Source organism: Actinophytocola glycyrrhizae, assembly GCF_042653545.1.
Taxonomy (GTDB): domain Bacteria; phylum Actinomycetota; class Actinomycetes; order Mycobacteriales; family Pseudonocardiaceae; genus Actinophytocola; species Actinophytocola glycyrrhizae.
This window is the reverse complement of the sequence record NZ_JBHSIS010000002.1, coordinates 312,039-327,792: the sequence shown is the minus strand read 5'-3', so window position 1 is coordinate 327,792 and position 15,754 is coordinate 312,039. Positions and strand designations below refer to the sequence as shown.

At 70.9% G+C, this 15,754-nt stretch carries 18 protein-coding genes; 7 read left to right on the top strand and 11 right to left on the bottom strand.

The window, feature by feature from the left end:
• Position 1: 1 nt before the first annotated feature.
• The 3 genes from ACFPCV_RS01500 to ACFPCV_RS01490 all read right to left on the bottom strand — a co-directional run bounded on the left by ACFPCV_RS01500 (position 2) and on the right by ACFPCV_RS01490 (position 1,770).
• Complete coding sequence (locus tag ACFPCV_RS01500; protein WP_378053616.1) at positions 2-532, bottom strand: GNAT family N-acetyltransferase; 531 nt, start codon at positions 530-532, stop codon at positions 2-4.
• A complete protein-coding gene (locus ACFPCV_RS01495; RefSeq protein ID WP_378053614.1) occupies positions 532-993 on the bottom strand; it encodes a hypothetical protein in 462 nt (153 codons plus the stop codon). Before ACFPCV_RS01495 ends, ACFPCV_RS01500 begins: the two co-directional genes overlap by 1 nt.
• A 192-nt stretch (positions 994-1,185) precedes the next feature.
• The gene (locus tag ACFPCV_RS01490) at positions 1,186-1,770 is read right to left on the bottom strand and encodes a TetR/AcrR family transcriptional regulator (protein WP_378053612.1); all 585 of its coding nucleotides are present in this window, start codon (positions 1,768-1,770) and stop codon (positions 1,186-1,188) included.
• An 86-nt stretch (positions 1,771-1,856) separates the two neighbouring features.
• Here ACFPCV_RS01490 and ACFPCV_RS01485 point away from each other — a divergent pair, with 86 nt between their 5' ends.
• Positions 1,857-3,443 carry an MDR family MFS transporter gene (locus tag ACFPCV_RS01485; RefSeq protein ID WP_378053610.1) on the top strand — a complete coding sequence of 529 codons (1,587 nt, stop codon included), beginning with the start codon at positions 1,857-1,859 and terminating at the stop codon, positions 3,441-3,443.
• Between the two features lie 318 nt (positions 3,444-3,761).
• Complete coding sequence (locus ACFPCV_RS01480) at positions 3,762-4,859, top strand: glycoside hydrolase family 3 N-terminal domain-containing protein (RefSeq protein ID WP_378053608.1); 1,098 nt, start codon at positions 3,762-3,764, stop codon at positions 4,857-4,859.
• Positions 4,860-5,172: 313 nt separating this feature from the next.
• On the opposite strand, the gene ACFPCV_RS01475 is transcribed toward ACFPCV_RS01480, so the two are convergent.
• On the bottom strand, positions 5,173-7,347 hold the full coding sequence (locus ACFPCV_RS01475) for an MMPL family transporter (RefSeq protein ID WP_378053606.1): 2,175 nt from the start codon (positions 7,345-7,347) through the stop codon (positions 5,173-5,175).
• A gap of 168 nt (positions 7,348-7,515) precedes the next feature.
• On the opposite strand from ACFPCV_RS01475, the gene ACFPCV_RS01470 reads away from it, so the two are divergent.
• Entirely contained in the window at positions 7,516-8,088 is a 573-nt protein-coding gene (locus ACFPCV_RS01470; protein ID WP_378053604.1) for a TetR/AcrR family transcriptional regulator, read from the top strand.
• Positions 8,089-8,140: 52 nt separating this feature from the next.
• Here ACFPCV_RS01470 and ACFPCV_RS01465 read toward each other — a convergent pair whose 3' ends face one another.
• On the bottom strand, positions 8,141-8,503 hold the full coding sequence (locus ACFPCV_RS01465) for a DUF3618 domain-containing protein (RefSeq protein ID WP_378053602.1): 363 nt from the start codon (positions 8,501-8,503) through the stop codon (positions 8,141-8,143).
• A complete protein-coding gene (locus ACFPCV_RS01460) occupies positions 8,500-8,928 on the bottom strand; it encodes a phage holin family protein (protein ID WP_378053600.1) in 429 nt (142 codons plus the stop codon). Before ACFPCV_RS01460 ends, ACFPCV_RS01465 begins: the two co-directional genes overlap by 4 nt.
• A gap of 85 nt (positions 8,929-9,013) precedes the next feature.
• On the opposite strand from ACFPCV_RS01460, the gene ACFPCV_RS01455 reads away from it, so the two are divergent.
• Genes ACFPCV_RS01455 through ACFPCV_RS01445 form a run of 3 tightly spaced genes read left to right on the top strand, consistent with a single transcriptional unit; the run spans position 9,014 to position 10,859 of the window.
• Positions 9,014-9,604: a flavodoxin family protein gene (locus ACFPCV_RS01455; RefSeq protein WP_378053598.1), complete on the top strand. Its 591-nt coding sequence runs from the start codon at positions 9,014-9,016 to the stop codon at positions 9,602-9,604.
• A gap of 11 nt (positions 9,605-9,615) precedes the next feature.
• Positions 9,616-9,885 (top strand): DUF4235 domain-containing protein, encoded by a 270-nt coding sequence (locus ACFPCV_RS01450; protein WP_378053596.1) that lies wholly within the window; start codon positions 9,616-9,618, stop codon positions 9,883-9,885.
• Positions 9,870-10,859, top strand: a complete 990-nt coding sequence (locus ACFPCV_RS01445) for a DNA topoisomerase IB (protein ID WP_378053594.1) — start codon at positions 9,870-9,872, stop codon at positions 10,857-10,859. Before ACFPCV_RS01450 ends, ACFPCV_RS01445 begins: the two co-directional genes overlap by 16 nt.
• Here ACFPCV_RS01445 and ACFPCV_RS01440 read toward each other — a convergent pair.
• The 4 genes from ACFPCV_RS01440 to ACFPCV_RS01425 form a co-directional block, all read right to left on the bottom strand.
• Positions 10,849-12,033 (bottom strand): zinc-dependent alcohol dehydrogenase, encoded by a 1,185-nt coding sequence (locus ACFPCV_RS01440; protein ID WP_378053592.1) that lies wholly within the window; start codon positions 12,031-12,033, stop codon positions 10,849-10,851. The two genes, ACFPCV_RS01445 and ACFPCV_RS01440, sit on opposite strands and share 11 nt — an antisense overlap.
• Positions 12,034-12,050: 17 nt before the next feature.
• Entirely contained in the window at positions 12,051-12,905 is an 855-nt protein-coding gene (locus ACFPCV_RS01435) for an SDR family oxidoreductase (RefSeq protein ID WP_378053590.1), read from the bottom strand.
• Between the two features lie 49 nt (positions 12,906-12,954).
• The gene (locus ACFPCV_RS01430; protein ID WP_378053588.1) at positions 12,955-13,443 is read right to left on the bottom strand and encodes a GNAT family N-acetyltransferase; all 489 of its coding nucleotides are present in this window, start codon (positions 13,441-13,443) and stop codon (positions 12,955-12,957) included.
• Between the two features lie 99 nt (positions 13,444-13,542).
• Positions 13,543-13,941, bottom strand: coding sequence for a VOC family protein (locus tag ACFPCV_RS01425; RefSeq protein WP_378053586.1), 399 nt, complete (start codon positions 13,939-13,941; stop codon positions 13,543-13,545).
• A gap of 44 nt (positions 13,942-13,985) precedes the next feature.
• On the opposite strand from ACFPCV_RS01425, the gene ACFPCV_RS01420 reads away from it, so the two are divergent.
• Positions 13,986-14,813, top strand: coding sequence for a class I SAM-dependent methyltransferase (locus ACFPCV_RS01420; protein WP_378053584.1), 828 nt, complete (start codon positions 13,986-13,988; stop codon positions 14,811-14,813).
• Here ACFPCV_RS01420 and ACFPCV_RS01415 read toward each other — a convergent pair.
• Positions 14,803-15,747 carry a helix-turn-helix domain-containing protein gene (locus ACFPCV_RS01415; RefSeq protein WP_378053582.1) on the bottom strand — a complete coding sequence of 315 codons (945 nt, stop codon included), beginning with the start codon at positions 15,745-15,747 and terminating at the stop codon, positions 14,803-14,805. The two genes, ACFPCV_RS01420 and ACFPCV_RS01415, sit on opposite strands and share 11 nt — an antisense overlap.
• Between the last annotated feature and the right edge of the window lie 7 nt (positions 15,748-15,754).

Sequence of the window (15,754 nt, the reverse complement as noted above, 5' to 3'; positions counted from 1 at the left end):
GTCACCAGACGTCGCCGTCGCGCCAGTCACAGGCCAGGGGGTCGGTCAGGGTCACAGGGGCAACCGGCAGCACGTAGACGCTGCCGTCGTCGTCCTCGGTGCGTTCGACGCCCGCCGGGGTGAGCGCCGAGGTCGGGCCCTGCCAGAGCTGCCAGCCGCGGGCCTCGTAGAACGGGATGCCGACCTCGCTGGAGCTGAGCGCACCGAGGTCGTAGGCGGCGCGGATGACCCGTTCCACGGGCGCCATCACGGCCGCGCCGACGCCGCCGCGGCGGTGACCGGCGTGCACGGCGACGCCCTCGACGTACCCGGTGCGCAGTGCGCGGCCCTCGTACAGGAACCGCCGCTGCACCACCGCGGCGTGTCCGACGAGCGTGTCACCGGACCACGCCAGCGCGTGCGTGCCGCCGAGAGTGTGGTCCCAGTCCTCGTCGGAGAAGTCGCCGTCGAACGCGGCGTCGAGCAGTGCGCGGACCGCGGTCAGGGCGGCACTGTCGAGGTCGGCGGTGTGGACCACGTGCACGTCGGTCATCAGGACGAGGTCTCGCAGCGGCGGGCGAGCGCGGCGCGGGTGCCCGCCCACTTCTCGGACTCGGCGATCGCCTTGGTCGCGTGGAAGTCCATGGGGCGCAACGGGATGCCGAGGGTGTCGCGTTTGTACTCGGCGACGTGGCACGAGTACAGCGTGAAGCGGTCGTGCTCCTCGGTGTCGTGCACACGCAGCTTCGTGTAGTGCGCCGCGATGCCGTCGGCGGCGATGAGCGTCGCGATGCCGTTGCGGGCCAGGTTCGCCCGCGCGTTCCTGCTCGCGACCGCGACGAGCAGCGCGCCGCGGTCCGGGGTGGCGAGCAGCTCGGCAGTGCACAGCAGCATCACGTGCGGGAAGCCCTCGGCGTCCACGGTGACGAACGGGAAGGCCTGTTCGTCCCGGTCCGGCTGGGGCCAGGTCTCCAGCAGCAGGGCGAGCTCTGAGGGCACGTTGATCCGGTCCACACAGGAACTCTAGTGTCCCGCGCCGGAAATGCGGTGCGTGAGTCGGCGGGTCCAGGTTTCTGCTGGCAAGGCGCCGAGCCGCCCTCGTACCGGGTTGCACTCGGGTGGATCGGCAACGCGGTATCGCCGGCCCGGCACTCGCTGGGCCGCCGAATCATGTGCCAGGTTTCCGGCGAGGGACACTAGCGAAGATCAACGGGGGTGGAAGCGGCTGAGCAGTCGGTCGACGAGGTCGGGGAGGGGCTGCTCGCCGGAGCTTTCCAGCCACAGCACACCGCCGGTGCGCACCGCGGCGAGGAACGTCGCCGCCATGAGCCGGGCCAGTTCCTCGTCCAGGCCCTGCCCCCGGGCGATGAGCACCGCGGCGAGCTCGCGTTCGAGGGCGAACTGGTCGCTGGCCTGCCGCGCGAGCAGCGACGGATGTCGTCGCAGCAGCCGCAGCTGGGCCACCCACGCGGGGTCGGGGATGGTCCTTGTGCGGTACAGCTCGGACGCGGCCTTGCGCAGCGCCTGCCACGGCGGCTCCTCGGCGGGCCTGCCCTCGACCAGCGCCACCAGTGCCCCGGTCCGCTCGCGGTCCGCGTGCAGGACCGCGTCCTCCTTGTTCGCGAAGTAGTTCGAGAACGTCCGCCGGGACACGCCCACCTCGTCGGCGATGTCCTCGACCGTCACCCCGTCGAGGCCGTGCTCCATCGCGAGCCGCAGCGCGGCCTCGTGCAGCGACTGCCGGGTCGCCGCCTTCTTGCGGGTGCGGAGCGTCGTCTCCGGGGCCTCCATGCGGTCAGCCTAGCGAGGGAATAGGATTCCCACTGCGCAAGTTTGCACAATGGGCAAGAAGTAGCCGACGGCTTCGAAGGGGTGTCATGAAGGCCGAGGGGATCGAGGCGGACACGTCGTCCGGACAGCCGATGGCGCACCGCGAGGTGCTGGAGTCACTGTCCGGGCTGCTGCTCGCGCTGTTCGTGGCCATGATCAGCTCGACGGTCGTGTCGACCGCGCTGCCGTTGATCATCGGTTCGCTGAACGGCACCCAGACGCAGTACACGTGGGTGGTCACCGCCACCCTGCTCACGGCGACCGCCACGACCCCCATCTGGGGCAAGCTCGCCGACCTGTTCAACAAGAAGTCGCTGGTCCAGGTCGCGATCGTGATCTTCGTGGCCGGTTCGATGCTCAGCGGCTTCAGCCAGGACACCGAGCAGTTGATCGCCGCCCGCGCGTTCCAGGGCATCGGCATCGGTGGCCTGCAGGCACTGGTCCAGGTCGTGATCGCCGCGATCATCCCGCCGCGCGAGCGCGGCAGGTACAACGGCTACCTTGGTGCTGTCATGGCGGTCGCCACGGTCGGCGGGCCGCTGCTCGGCGGACTGATCGTGGACGTGTCGTGGCTCGGCTGGCGCTGGTGCTTCTTCGTCGGCGTGCCGATCGCGGTGCTCGCGTTCGCCGTGCTGCAGCGCACGCTGAAGCTGCCGACCGTGCGCAGGGACGACGTGCGGGTGGACTACCTCGGGGCGGGCCTGATCGCCGCCGGGGTGAGCATCCTGCTGGTCTGGGTGTCGTTCGTCGACAACACGTTCGGCTGGCTGTCGTGGCAGACCGCGACCATGGTCGGGGCCGGGGTCGTTCTACTCGCACTCGCCGTGTTGGTGGAGTCGAGGGTGTCCGAACCCGTCGTGCCGCTCAGGATCGTCGTCCAGCGCACACCGGCGCTCGCGATCATCGCGAGCCTCGCGGTCGGCATGGCGATGTTCGGCGGTGCGGTGTTCCTCGGCCAGTACTTCCAGATCGGCCGCGGCTACTCGCCGACGGAGGCCGGTCTGCTGACCATTCCGATGATGGCGGGCGTGTTCGTGTCCTCGACCGTCTCCGGGCGCATGATCAGCCGCTCCGGCTCGGTCAAGCCGTACATCGTGGCGGGCACGATGACCCTGGTGGTCGGTTTCCTCGGTCTTGGCACGGTCGATCACGACTCGTCGCTGTGGATCGTCGGCTTCGCGATGGCGGTGGTCGGCATCGGCGTCGGCATGACCATGCAGAACCTGGTGCTGGCCGTGCAGAACAGCGTGCCGTTGCGGGACCTGGGCGCGGCGAGCGCGTCGGTCACGTTCTTCCGGTCGCTCGGCGGCACCATCGGTGTCTCGGTGCTGGGCGCGGTGCTCGCGAACCGGGTCACCGCCGACCTGGCCGCCGCCCTGCACGTGCCGGCGGGGCAGGAGTCGACCGGCGACGTCAGCGCGCTGAACCTCGAGGCGCTGCCGCCGGAGGTGCGGACGGCCGTGCACACCGTGTACGGCGACGCGACCGCGCACATCTTCCTGATCTCCGCGGCGGTGGCCGTGGTCGGGGTGATCGCGGCGCTGCTGCTGAAGCCGATCACACTGCGCACGACGATCGACCTGGAGAAGAAGGACGAGGACACCGTGGCCACGGACCCGGTCGCGGACAGGTAGGGGTGCACGATGAGCGGCGGCGCGGCCGGGCTCAACGCCTTCGAGTCCACGGTGGAGGAGTTCGGTCCGCGCCGGGATCACTCGGCACGGAACGTGCTCGTCGGGATCGACGGCTCCGAAACCGCCATGCGGGCGGCGGCCTTCGCCTTCGGCATGGCGCGGGCCACCGCATCGCGGGCTCGGTCGCGACGAAACTCATCCGGGCCGGCCACTGGCCGGTGCTGGTCGTTCCCTGACAACTGGCAAGGTAAGAAACTTTCCAGTTGTGGATACATAGGGTTAAGGTCGACCTACCCAGCGTCCAGGGAGGTCGGGCTCATGCGACGTGGTCTCGCGGTGTTTCTCGGACTGGCGGTCGCCGCCACGATGGTGAGCGGACCGGCGAAAGCCGAGGACGACCGCCTCTCGCTCGGCTTCGCGCGGCAGGCGGCCGGGCAGCGGATCATCTACTCCTACCCCGGCCTGACCCCACCGGAGTCGCTGCTCGCGCGCATCCGCGCCGGTGAGGCGGCGGGCGTGATCTTCTTCGGGGAGAACGTCGCCGGCCTCACCCAGATCCGCGGCGTGGTGGCGCAGCTGCGGGCCGCGGCGGCGCAGAGCCCCAGCCGGCACCCGCTGTTGCTGATGACGGACCAGGAGGGCGGGATGGTCCGCCGCCTGCCCGGCGAACCCGCCATGTCACACAAGGACATCGGTCTCTCGGCCAACCCCTCGGCCGCGGCGACCGCCGCCGGGCGGGGCGCGGGGCAGAACCTCGCGGGGGTCGGCATGAACGTCAACCTCGCCCCGGTGCTCGACGTGTTCCACGCGCCAGGCGACCTGATGGACCAGTACGAGAGGTCGTTCAGTGCCAACGCGTCCGTGGTCGGCGACCTCGGTGCGGCCTACCTCGGAGCACAGCAGGCGGCGGGGGTCGCCGCGACCGTGAAGCACTTCCCTGGGCTGGGCAAGGCCAACGCGGGCGACAACACCGACAGCAGACCGGTGACGCTGTCGGTCCCGCTGACGACGCTGCGGAACGTGGACGAAGCGCCCTACCGGACCGCGATCGCGGCGGGTGCCAGGCTCGTCATGCTCTCCTGGGCCGTCTACACCGCGCTCGACCCGAACCGGCCCGCCGGGCTGTCGCCGACCGTCATCGGTCAGGAACTGCGGTCCCGCAACGGCTTCACGGGTGTCACGATCACCGACGCGCTCGAGGCGGGCGCACTGGCGGGCTACGGCTCGACCGGCAACCGCGCGGTGCTCGCCGCGGGTGCCGGCAGCGACCTCATCCTCGCCTCGGCCCGCGACGTGAACCAGGGCGACCAGGCCGCGGACGCCCTGGCCCGCGCGCTGAGCGACGGCACGCTCGACAGCGACGCCTTCGGTCAGGCGCTGACCAGGATCAACGTGCTGCGGGCGAGCCTGCCCTAGCTGAAAGACGCCGACATCTCGCCGGTGCGTCGTTGAGGGCATGGCACCCGCGCCCGCGGGTCGCCTAGATGATTGATTCCGTGAAGTCGGCGTGAGTGGGCGGTCGGGTCGGATCGGTCCGGTTTTGCGTCGGGGTGCGTTGCCTGGTTCCGGTTCGTGTTGTGGGTTGTCCTCGCGGGCCGGGGCGCCTAGCGCCCTGGTTTTGGTGCTGTGAAAGGCCCATTGACGGCACCGGTTGTGCCGTGAACGCGGCTTTCACGGCATCGGGCCGCCCCTGCGGTCGCCCGACGGGCGACCGCAGGGGCGTGGGTGTCTAGACGGAGACCGAGACCTGCTCGCGCCGTTCGTCGGAGTCGCCCGGTTCGACGAGCTTCGCGCCCTCGACGTCCACGTCCGGCAGGATCCGGTCCAGCCAGCGCGGCAGCCACCAGGCCGCCTTGCCGAACATCGCCATCAGCGCGGGCACGATCGTCATGCGGACAACGAACGCGTCCACCGCGACGCCGACGGCGAGCGCGAAACCGATCGACTGGATCAGCGAGTCCTCGGCGAACACGAAGCCCGCGAACACGCTCGTCATGATCAGCGCGGCGGCGACCACGACGCGGGCGCCGTGCGAGAACCCGGTCGCCACCGCCTCGCGGGCCGGGGTGCCGTGCACGTAGTCCTCACGCATCCTGGTCACCAGGAACACCTGGTAGTCCATCGCGAGCCCGAAGAGGACACCGATCAGCAGGATCGGCAGCATGCTCATGATCGGCCCGGTCGACTCGACGCCGAGCAGGTCGGTGAGCCAGCCCCACTGGAACACCGCGACCACCGCGCCGAACGTCGCCGCGACCGACGCGAGGAACCCGATGGTCGCCTTCAGCGGCACGATGACCGACCGGAACACCAGCATCAGCAACAGGAACGCGAGGCCGACGATCAGCGCGAGGTAGGGGATCATCGCGTCCGAGAGCTTCTCCGACACGTCGATGTTCGCGGCCGTCTGGCCGGTCACCGAGATGTCCGCGCCCGTGCTGTCGCTCAGCTGCGTGCCCGCCGCGCGGATGTCGGCCACGAGGTTCTCCGTGGCGACGTCACTCGGCCCGGTCTGCGGGATGACCTGCATGATCGTCGTGTCGCCCTTGGTCTGCGGCGGCATCGGCATCGCGCCGAGGTCGGTGATCCGCTTCGCGGTCGCCGCGATCGCGCCCTGCGCGTCGGTGCTGCCTGCGGTGTCGACGACGACCATCAGCGGGCCGTTCGCGCCGGGCCCGAAGCCCTCGCTGACGAGTTCGTACGCCTTGTGCTGCGAGCTCTCCGGGGGCGCCGTGGCGTCGTTGGGCAGGCCGAGCTGCATGCTCGCGGCCGGGATCGCGACCACGACCAACCCGGCCAGGGCCACGACCAGGGTCGCCACCCGGTGGCGGCCGACGAACCGGGCCCAGCGCTCGCCCATGCCGGTGTGGCCGGGCTTGGGGCCCCCGCGCAGGCCGGGCAGGCGGCCGCGGATCTTGTCACCGGCGAACCCGAGCACGGCAGGCAGCAGCGTGACCGCGATGAGCACGGCGATGACGACGGTCAGCGCGGCCGCGACACCCATCTCGCCGAGGAACGGGATGCCGACGACGGTCAGGCCTGCGAGCGCGACGATCACCGTCAGCCCGGCGAAGACGACGGCCGATCCCGCGGTGCCTGCCGCCCGGCCCGCGGCCTGCTCGTGGTCGGTGCCGTTCGCCAGCTCGTTGCGGTAGCGGGACACGATGAACAACGCGTAGTCGATGCCGACCGCGAGGCCGATCATCAGCGCGAGGATCGGGGTGTTCGCGTTCAGCTCGGTGAAGCCGGTGACGATCAGCAGGCCGCTCATGCCGACGCCGACGCCGATCAGCGCGGTCAGCAGCGGCAGCCCGGCGGCCAGCAGCGAGCCGAAGGTGATCACGAGGACCACGGCCGCGACCGCGACGCCGAGGATCTCGGTCGCGCCGGTCTCCGGTGCGCCGTTGACCGCGTCACCGCCGATCTCGGCACGCAGGCTGGACGAGTGCGCGGCCTCGGTGAGCGCCTCACGGTCGGCCTCGGTCAGTTCGAAGGCCTGCTTGCTGTAGCTGACCTGCACGAGCGCGAGGTCGCCTTCGCGGGAGAGGGCACGGGTCTGGAACGGGTCGGTCGCGTTGACCACTCCCGGCGCGGCGCGCAACGCGGTCACGACCTTCGCGACCTCGGCCTGGTTGGCGGGGGAGGTGGCGAGGTCCTCACCTTCGGGTGCCTGCAGCACGACGCGCGCGGTGCCGCCGCCCACGTTGGCCTCGGGGAAGGTCTTCTTCAGGTGGTCGATCGCCTGCTGGGACTCGGTGCCGGGGATCGAGACCGCGTTGGACATCGTTCCGGAGAACCCGAGCGCGCCGATGCCGACGGCGATGAGCAGGGCCGTCCAGATGCCGGTGACCAGCCACCGGCGACGAAAGGACGCCCGTCCTAGTCGGTACAGGAATGTCGCCACCGTGCTTCTCCCCATGTTTCGCGCCTGCGGTCTGTGGCCACGAAACTAGCCGATCGACAAGGTAGATCCAAGCCGTTCGGCAAGTATGTGACTTGTCGAACAGCAAGTGCGCAACTTGCCGTACGGCTAGCTGAGGAGGTACCGTCGATCTCTCAGTGAGGAGGAGCGATGACGGCCACGAAGGGTGACACCCGCACCCGGTTGCTGGAGACCGCGCTCGGGCTGTTCACCGTGCACGGCGTGGAGGGCACGTCGCTGCAGATGATCGCCGACGCGCTCGGCGTCACCAAGGCCGCGGTGTACTACCACTTCAGGACGAAGGACGAGATCACGGAGGCGGTCGCGGAGCCCGCCCTGCGCGAGCTGTCGGCGATCATCGACCACGCGGCGACGCTGCGGCGCCACGGCGCGCAGGTCGACTACGTGCTCGACGGGCTCGTGGACCTGGTCGTGCGCAACCGGGTGCTGGTCGCGGTGTTCTGCAGCGACCCCGGGATCGCGGCGGCGGTCGAGCGGACCCTGCACGGCGAGGAGAACGTGATGACGCGCCTGCCGGCCATGCTGGTGCCCCCGGACGCGGACGACGGCGCCGTGGTGGCCGCGCACGTCGCGCTGGCCGGTGTCGCGCTCGCGGGTGGTTCCCCCGCGCTGATGTCGATGGACGACGAGAGCCTCCGCCGCCACCTCGGCGACGCGGCACGCCGCCTGCTCGGCAGGCCCCGCCGCCGCGAAACCCCGTAGACAGCGGTGTCCTCATCGGACCGGAGCCCGATGAGGACACCCGGACGGACACTCAGCCGTTGCGGCGCTTGAGCAGGATCCGCAGCACGATCAGCAGTGCCAGCAACCCGGCGAGCGGGATCACCGGCCTGCGGGCGGCGCCGTCGACGACCGGGCGCACCCGCGTCGCCACCGGCTCAGGGAGCTTGTCGACCAGCTCGCCACCCTTCACCCGGAGTTCCTCGGTCTTCGCCCGCAGTTCCTCGGCCTTCTCGTGGGCGACCCGCTCAGCGCGGGCCTTCACGTCGGCCTTGTCGCCCAGTGCGTTCACCGTCTCCGCGAGCTCCTGGCGGGTCAGCTCGGCGTCGTGGCGGAGGTCCTCGTCGGTCGGTGCCGCTCCTGGCATCGTCATCCGGCCGTTCTCCTTGTCGCTCATTGTTTTCGCGCCTCCTTGACGGCGTGGATGTCTTCCTTCGCGCTCTCGACGGCAGGCGATGGCATCGGTGCGCTCTGCTTGAGCTCCTTGCGTGCCATGAGCACGGCGATCCCGGCGATCACGAACAGTACGCCGGCCACGATCAGCGCCGCGGCCCACGCGGGAAGCGCCAGCGAGAGCAGGAGCACGCACGCGGCCACCAGGACCCCGCCGCCGTAGAACGCGAACAACCCGCCGGCGCCCGCGATGGCGGCGCCGACCCCGGCGTGCTTGGCCTTGCCCTTGGCTTCCCGCACGGCCAGCGTGACCTCGGTCCGTACGAGCTTGCCCATCTGGTCGGTCAGATCCCGCACCAGCTCGGCCGTGGACTTCTCAGCGTGGTCCGGTCCGGGGTGGTTCGGCCGGACCTGTGGTGTGGCAGTCATGTCTCCTCCTCTGCCGCGCGGTTACCCGACGTGGCTGACCAGGAAACCCACGGTTCGACCCCGGACCACGGGGTACCCGGCGCCCATGCGAGCACTGATACTGAACTGCACGCTCAAACCCTTGCCCGAACCGTCGAACACGCAGAAGCTGGCCGACGTGGTCGGGGCGGAGCTGGGCGAACACGGCGTCGACGTCGAGTCCGTCCGGGTCGCCGACCTGCGCGTCGAGCCGGGCGTGCAGACCGACATGGGCGACGACTGGACCGGCGTGCACGAGAAGCTGCTGTCGGCCGAGATCCTCGTGATCGCGTCGCCGACGTGGCTGGGCAGGCCCTCGTCGGTCGCTCAGCGCGTGCTCGAGCGGATGGACGCGATGATGTCCGAGACCGACGACGAGGAGCGCCCCGTCGCCTACAACCGGGTGGCGGGTGTCGTCGTCACCGGCAACGAGGACGGTGCGCACCACGTGATCAGCGAGATCACCGGCGCACTCAACGACATCGGCTACACGATCCCCGGTCAGGCGTGGACCTACTGGAACATGGGTCCCGGACCGGGGCCGGACTACTCCGACACCGACCACGGCCACGACTGGTCGCGGACGACCGCGACCACGATGGCGTCGAATCTGCTCGCGGTCGCGACCGCGCTCGCGAAGCAGCCCATCCCCGCCTGACAGGAGGAGCAGTGAACGTCAACAAGATCATGTACCGCCCGATCGGGATCCTCGTCGGTGTCCTCGGTGGTGTGCTCGCCACCAGCGCGTTCGACAAGTTGTGGGGCGCGGTCGGACCTGGCGACGAGGCACCCGACGCGACCGACAAGCAGGCGACCTGGGGTCAGGTGCTGCTGGCGGCCACCATCCAGGGCGCGATCTTCGGCGTCGTGCGGGCGGCGGTGGACCGGGCAGGTGCGACGGGCTACCGGAAGGTCACCGGTGAATGGCCGGACGACTGAGGCGTAGCGACCCCGCCAGGCCCGGGCTGCGCAGGCGCCGGGCCGGCCGTGGTTGGCGCTACTTCGACGCCGACGGCCGGCCACTGCGCGACCGGGACGACGTCGCACGTGTCAACGGGCTCGCGATCCCGCCGGCATGGCAGGAGGTGTGGATCTGCCCTTTTCCGAACGGGCACATCCAGGCCGTCGGCACGGACGCGGCCGGGCGGCGGCAGTACCTGTACCACGAGCGGTGGCGCGAGAAGCGGGACGAGGAGAAGCACGAACGGGTGCTGCGCCTCGCGAGCAGGCTGCCCGCCTTCAGGTCCGCGGTGGACGATGACCTGTGCGACAGGGGCCTGACCGAGAAGCGGGTGGTGGCGGGTGCGCTGCGCATGCTGGACCGCGGCGTGTTCCGCACCGGCGGCGACGAGTACGCGGAGGAGAGCAGGGGAGTGGCGACCCTGCTGTGCGGGGACGTCCACGTCCGCGGCGGCGCGATCCACTTCGACTACATCGCCAAGGGCGGTGTCGAACGCAAGCTCCGCATCCGGGACGAACGCCTGGCACCACTGATCACCGCACTGCGAAGGGGCCGGTCCGACGAGGACCGGCTTCTTCGCCACCACGGGGGCGAAGTGCGCGCGGAGGACATCAACCGCCGCTTCCAGGAGCTGACCGGGCCGGGCTTCACGGCCAAGGACCTCCGCACGTGGCATGCGACGGTCCTCGCCGCGGTGCTGATCGCGGGCCACGAGCCGCCCTCGTCGGAGGCGGGCCGCAGGCACACGGAGAAGGCGGTCATGCGGGAGGTCGCCGAGCAGCTGGGCAACACCCCCGCGGTCGCCAGACGGTCCTATGTGGACCCGAGGGTGCTCGACGCGTGGGCGGCGGGCCGCACGGTCGAACGAGCGCTGCGCAAGGCGGCGGACGTCCCCATGGTGGACGCCCGCCCGGCCATCGAACGCGCCGTGGTCCGCCTGCTCAGGGCTTGAGCAGCACCTTGATCGCGCCGTCCTGCTTCTGTTGGAAGATCTCGTAGCCGTGCGGCGCGTCGGACAGCGGCAGCGTGTGCGTCGCCAGGTCCTCGGTTCCCAGGGGGTCCTCGTCGCCGGTCATCAGCGGCAGGATCTCGTCGGTCCAGCGGCGTACGTTCGCCTGCCCCATCCGGAGCTGGATCTGCTTGTCGAACAGCTCCATCATCGGGAGCGGGTCGACCATGCCGCCGTAGACGCCCGACAGCGAAACCGTGCCACCGCGCCGGACGGTGTCGATCGACGCGAGCAGCGCGCCAAGCCGGTCGATGCCCGCCTTTTCGGTCATCTTCGCCGCGATCGCCTTCGGCAGCATCGTCGTCAGCTGCTGCGCCACCTTGCCGACCGGCGAGCCGTGCGCCTCCATGCCGACCGCGTCGATCACCGCGTCCGGTCCCCGGCCCGCGGTGAGGTCCCTGAGCGCGGCGGCCGTGTCGCCGGTATCGGTCAGATCGACCGTGACCACCCCGTACCTCGCCGCCAGCGCGAGGCGTTCGGGCACCAGGTCGACGCCGATCACCTGCCCTGCGCCGAGGTGCCGCGCGATCCGGCACGCCATCTGGCCGATCGGGCCGAGCCCGAACACCGCGACGCTGCCGCCATCGGGGACGTCGGCGTACTTCACCGCCTGCCACGCCGTCGGCACCACGTCCGACAGGTACACGAACCGCTCGTCCGGCGGCCCCTCCGGCACCTTGATCGGCCCGTAGTGGGCCTGCGGCACCCGCAGGTACTCGGCCTGCCCGCCGGGCACCTGCCCGTACAGCTTGGTGTAGCCGAACAGCGCGCCGCCCTTGCCCCGGTCGCGGACCTGCGTGGTCTCGCACTGCGACTGGAGTCCCTGCCCGCACATGAAGCAGTGGCCGCAGGAGATGTTGAACGGCACGACGACCCGGTCGCCCGGTTTGATGTGCGTCACCTCGGCGCCGACCTCCTCGACGACACCCATCGGCTCGTGGCCGAGCACGTCGCCGGGGTCGATGAACGACCCGAGCACCTCGTACAGGTGCAGGTCCGACCCGCAGATGCCGCTCGCGGTCACCTTGATGATCGCGTCCGTCGGCTCCCGGATCTCCGGGTCCGGCACGGACTCCACCCGCACGTCCCGTTTTCCTTGCCAGGTAACGGCCTTCATGTCAGCTCCTTTGCGTGTCAGCCCGGGTGGGTCTCGCCGCCGAGTGCGGCGAGGACCTCGCCGGAGTAGTACGAGGACAGCCGGTCCGCGGCGAAGAACACGAACGAGGGCGCGAGCTCGTCGGGCTGCGCGACCCGCCCGTACGGGGTCTGCTCACCGAAGCTCTCGACCTTCTTCTCCGGCAGCGTGGCCGGGATCAGCGGTGTCCACACCGGACCGGGCGCGACGCAGTTGACCCGGATCCGCCGGTCCACCAGCGCCTGCGCCATCGCCATGGTCCACGCGTGCACCGCACCCTTGGTCGCCGAGTAGTCGATGAGGCCCTTGTTGCCGCGCAGGCCGTTCACCGACCCGGTGTTGATGATCGCGCTGCCCTCACCGAGGTGCGGCAGCGCGGCGGCGGTGACGCGGAAGTAGCTGTGGATGTTCACGTCGAACGTCCGCTGCCACTGCTCGTCGGTGATGTCCTCCGGCGCGTCGACCTCTTCCTGCGTCGCCACGTTGTTGACGAGGATGTCGAGCCCGCCCAGCGCGGCCACGGTCTGCTCGACCACCGCGGCGCAGTGGTCGCGGTCGGCGAGGTCGCCGGGGATCAGCTCACAGCGCCTGCCTTCCGCCTGCACGAGGTCGGCGGTGTGCTTGGCGTCGTCGTGCTCGGACAGGTAGGCGATCGCGACGTCCGCGCCCTCCTTGGCGAACGCGACCGCGACGGCCCGGCCGATGCCGGAGTCGCCGCCGGTGATCAGTGCCCGTTTGTGCTTCAGCAGGTCCCTGCCGACGTAGCCGGACATCGAGTCCCTCGGCTCCGGCCGCATGTCGCCGGTGTCCCCTGGCGTTTCCTGCTGTTGTGGTGGCTGGTTCTGCTCGGCCATCGGTTCTCCCCACGCTTGACTGCGGTGGGGTTACCCGGGCCGATTCCGCTCAACCGTCGCGGCGCATGGCCACCCTCGGCCACGCGTCCAGCCCGATGGCGGCCTCGTGCGCGCGGATGGCACGCAGCCCCGGCGTGAGGTCGGTCACGACCACGAAGCCGAGGCGGGCGTAGTACGGCGCGTTCCACGGCACGTCCGCGAACGTGGTCAGCGTGAGCCCGGCGAGCCCGCGCCGCGCCGCCCACGCACCGACGTGGTCGATGAGAGCGCGGCCGATGCCGTGTCGCGAATGTCCCGGGTGGACGGACACCTGCTCGACGTGCGCGTACCCGTCGACCTCGTCGGCCAGTACGTAACCGACCGGCGGGGTGCCCCACACCCACGCCCGGCCCGCCCGCTGGTAGCGGGTCAGCTCGTCGATCGACAGCGGCTCGTCCTCCGCGATCGCAGCCATGCCGACGGCCAGGAAAGGCGCACCGGCCGCCCGCTCGATGTCGCGAAGAACCGGCAGGTCGGTCGGACTGGCCTCGCGGATCACGGGCAGGAGCGTAACGGTCGCCCCATCGACGTCCCGAAAGCGTCGTTCAGGGCATCGCGACCGCGACGACCAGCACGATCACCGACCGCGATACCAACCTCACGGCTCAGCCATCTGTGTTCCTGAGCCGGGCTGCTCGCCGCTTTCCGGTGGGAGGACACAGAACTCGTTGCCTTCCGGGTCCTGCAGCACCACCCACGGCACCGCGGGGTCGTCGGCGACCACGCGGCCGCCGAGCGCGACGAGCCTCGCCACCTCGTCGTACTGCGGGCCTTCTGCGCGGATGTCGAGGTGTACCCGGTTCTTGGCCTGTTTCCGGTCGGGGACCGGGTGGAACAGGAGCATGTGCTCGCCGTCGGCGGTCGCCTCCACGTACTCGGTGCCGTGGGCGTCGTGCCAGCGGTCGGTGACCTCGAAGTCGAGGGCCGCGCACCAGAACGCCGCCAGTGCCGCGGTGTCACGGCAGTCGAACACGGTCGCGACCATCCGGCTCCTCATACCACCTACGTTAACCGCTGGTGACGGGTTCTACCGTGATGACCATGAGCGCGATCGACGTCGAAGCCGTGGTGGCGGCCATGGCGACCGGGGTGTCGGAACCGGGGGTGCAGCTCGCGCAGACCCGCTTCCGCGCCGGGCTGGTCGCCGGCTGGGACCTGCGGCCTGGTGACCGGGTACTGGAGGTGGGGTGCGGGCAGGGCGACATGACCGCCGTGCTCGCCGAGGCGGTGGGGGAGCGGGGGCACGTCACCGCGGTGGACCTCGCGCAACCGTCCTACGGCGCGCCGGTCACGCTCGGTGAGTCGGCTGCGTTCCTGAACGGCACACCGCTCGGCGCACGGGTCGAGTTCCGGTTCGGCTTCGACGTGCTCGCCGCGGCGTTCCAGGACGATGCGTTCGACCACGTCGTGCTGTCCCAGTGCGCCTGGTACTTCGACTCACTCGACCGGCTCCGCGCCACCCTCGCCCGGGTGCGGCCGTGGGCGCGGCGGCTGTGCTTCGCCGAGTGGGACCTGGCCCCCGTCAGGCACGAGCAGCTCGCGCACCTGCTGGCCGTGCAGGTGCAGGGCATGATCGAGGCGTTCGGCGAACGCGGCGACGGCAACGTCCGCACCCCGTTCTCCCGCGCGGCGCTGCTGCGGGTCCTCGCCGAGACCGGGTGGCGCGCCGATGAGCCGACGGCTGTCGATGCCACCGGCGTGCACGACGCGGCTTGGGAGGTCGCCATCTGCCGGGAGATCGTCGACGAGCGGCTGCACACGGTGCCCGCGCCGATGCGGGACCTGATCGCGAGCCATGTCGACGTGCTCGACGCGGTCGCCGAGCACGTCGAACCGTTGCCGGTGTACTCGGTGACCGCTACTCGGTGAGCAGCCCGGCCCGCTCGGCCAGCACCCCGGCGTGGAACCGGGTGCGGGCGCCGAGCCGGTCGAGCAGCTCCGCGACCCGCCGGGTCACCGTCCTCGAACTCACCCCGAGCTGACGGGCGATCGTCTCGTCCTTCGCGCCCGCGGCGAGCAGCGTCAGCAGCCCCAGGTCCGCGGCCTCGTCCGGCTCCTGGACCGGCACGAGCGGCGCGGCCTGGTCCCACAGCAGGTCGAACAGCACCACCAGCGCGTCGAGCAGCGCGCACTTCCGCACCACCAGCGCGCTCTCGACCATGTCCTCCAGCACGAGCGGCAGCAGCGCCACCTCCCGGTCCGCGATCGCGAGCTTCATCGGCAGCTTCGGGTGCACCCGCGACCGCTCACCACTCTCGGCCGCCCTGCGCGCCGCCGCGAGCGCACCGGGCAGCTCCAGCGACTCCGGCGCGTACAGCCCGCGCACCCGGACGTCCTCGTGGAGCCGGGTGGTCACCTCCTCCTCCGAGGGGGTGGCCCGCGCGGCGTAGGGCGGGCGGTCGATCACCAGCAGCTCCCGCCCGCAGCCGCGCACGAGCTGGGTGAACCGGTCACCGACCGCGCGCTGTCCGACGAGGATCTCCAGCAGCTCGTCCGGCTGGCGCACCACGTTCATCTCCGCGGCCAGCGCCCGCGCGTTGGACTGCAACGTGGTCAGCTCCCGCTGCCGCCGCGCGACGAGCAGGTCGATCGCGGTGTCCGGTCGTGCCGCCAGCAGCCGCACGGGCCTGCCGGGCAGCCGGGTCACCAGGCCCAGCTCCTCCAGCTCCGCCACCGCCTTGCGGGTCACCCGGTCCGAGCGGTGCAGCGACCGGGACAGGTCGGCCGCGGTCCGGGCGGGGCCGGCGAGCAGCGTCCGGTAGACGGACTCGGCGAACGCCGTGATCCCCAGTGCCTCGAGCATGCGGCCA

Bases quoted from the DNA above. Each gene is read 5' to 3' on its own strand.
- ACFPCV_RS01500 (WP_378053616.1), bottom strand. From the start codon at position 532: ATGACCGACGTGCACGTGGTCCACACCGCCGACCTCGACAGTGCCGCC.
- ACFPCV_RS01490 (WP_378053612.1), bottom strand. From the start codon at position 1,770: ATGGAGGCCCCGGAGACGACGCTCCGCACCCGCAAGAAGGCGGCGACC.
- ACFPCV_RS01485 (WP_378053610.1), top strand. From the start codon at position 1,857: ATGAAGGCCGAGGGGATCGAGGCGGACACGTCGTCCGGACAGCCGATG.
- ACFPCV_RS01480 (WP_378053608.1), top strand. From the start codon at position 3,762: ATGCGACGTGGTCTCGCGGTGTTTCTCGGACTGGCGGTCGCCGCCACG.
- ACFPCV_RS01470 (WP_378053604.1), top strand. From the start codon at position 7,516: ATGACGGCCACGAAGGGTGACACCCGCACCCGGTTGCTGGAGACCGCG.
- ACFPCV_RS01465 (WP_378053602.1), bottom strand. From the start codon at position 8,503: ATGAGCGACAAGGAGAACGGCCGGATGACGATGCCAGGAGCGGCACCG.
- ACFPCV_RS01460 (WP_378053600.1), bottom strand. From the start codon at position 8,928: ATGACTGCCACACCACAGGTCCGGCCGAACCACCCCGGACCGGACCAC.
- ACFPCV_RS01455 (WP_378053598.1), top strand. From the start codon at position 9,014: ATGCGAGCACTGATACTGAACTGCACGCTCAAACCCTTGCCCGAACCG.
- ACFPCV_RS01445 (WP_378053594.1), top strand. From the start codon at position 9,870: ATGGCCGGACGACTGAGGCGTAGCGACCCCGCCAGGCCCGGGCTGCGC.
- ACFPCV_RS01440 (WP_378053592.1), bottom strand. From the start codon at position 12,033: ATGAAGGCCGTTACCTGGCAAGGAAAACGGGACGTGCGGGTGGAGTCC.
- ACFPCV_RS01435 (WP_378053590.1), bottom strand. From the start codon at position 12,905: ATGGCCGAGCAGAACCAGCCACCACAACAGCAGGAAACGCCAGGGGAC.
- ACFPCV_RS01425 (WP_378053586.1), bottom strand. From the start codon at position 13,941: ATGAGGAGCCGGATGGTCGCGACCGTGTTCGACTGCCGTGACACCGCG.
- ACFPCV_RS01420 (WP_378053584.1), top strand. From the start codon at position 13,986: ATGAGCGCGATCGACGTCGAAGCCGTGGTGGCGGCCATGGCGACCGGG.
- ACFPCV_RS01415 (WP_378053582.1), bottom strand. From the start codon at position 15,747: ATGCTCGAGGCACTGGGGATCACGGCGTTCGCCGAGTCCGTCTACCGG.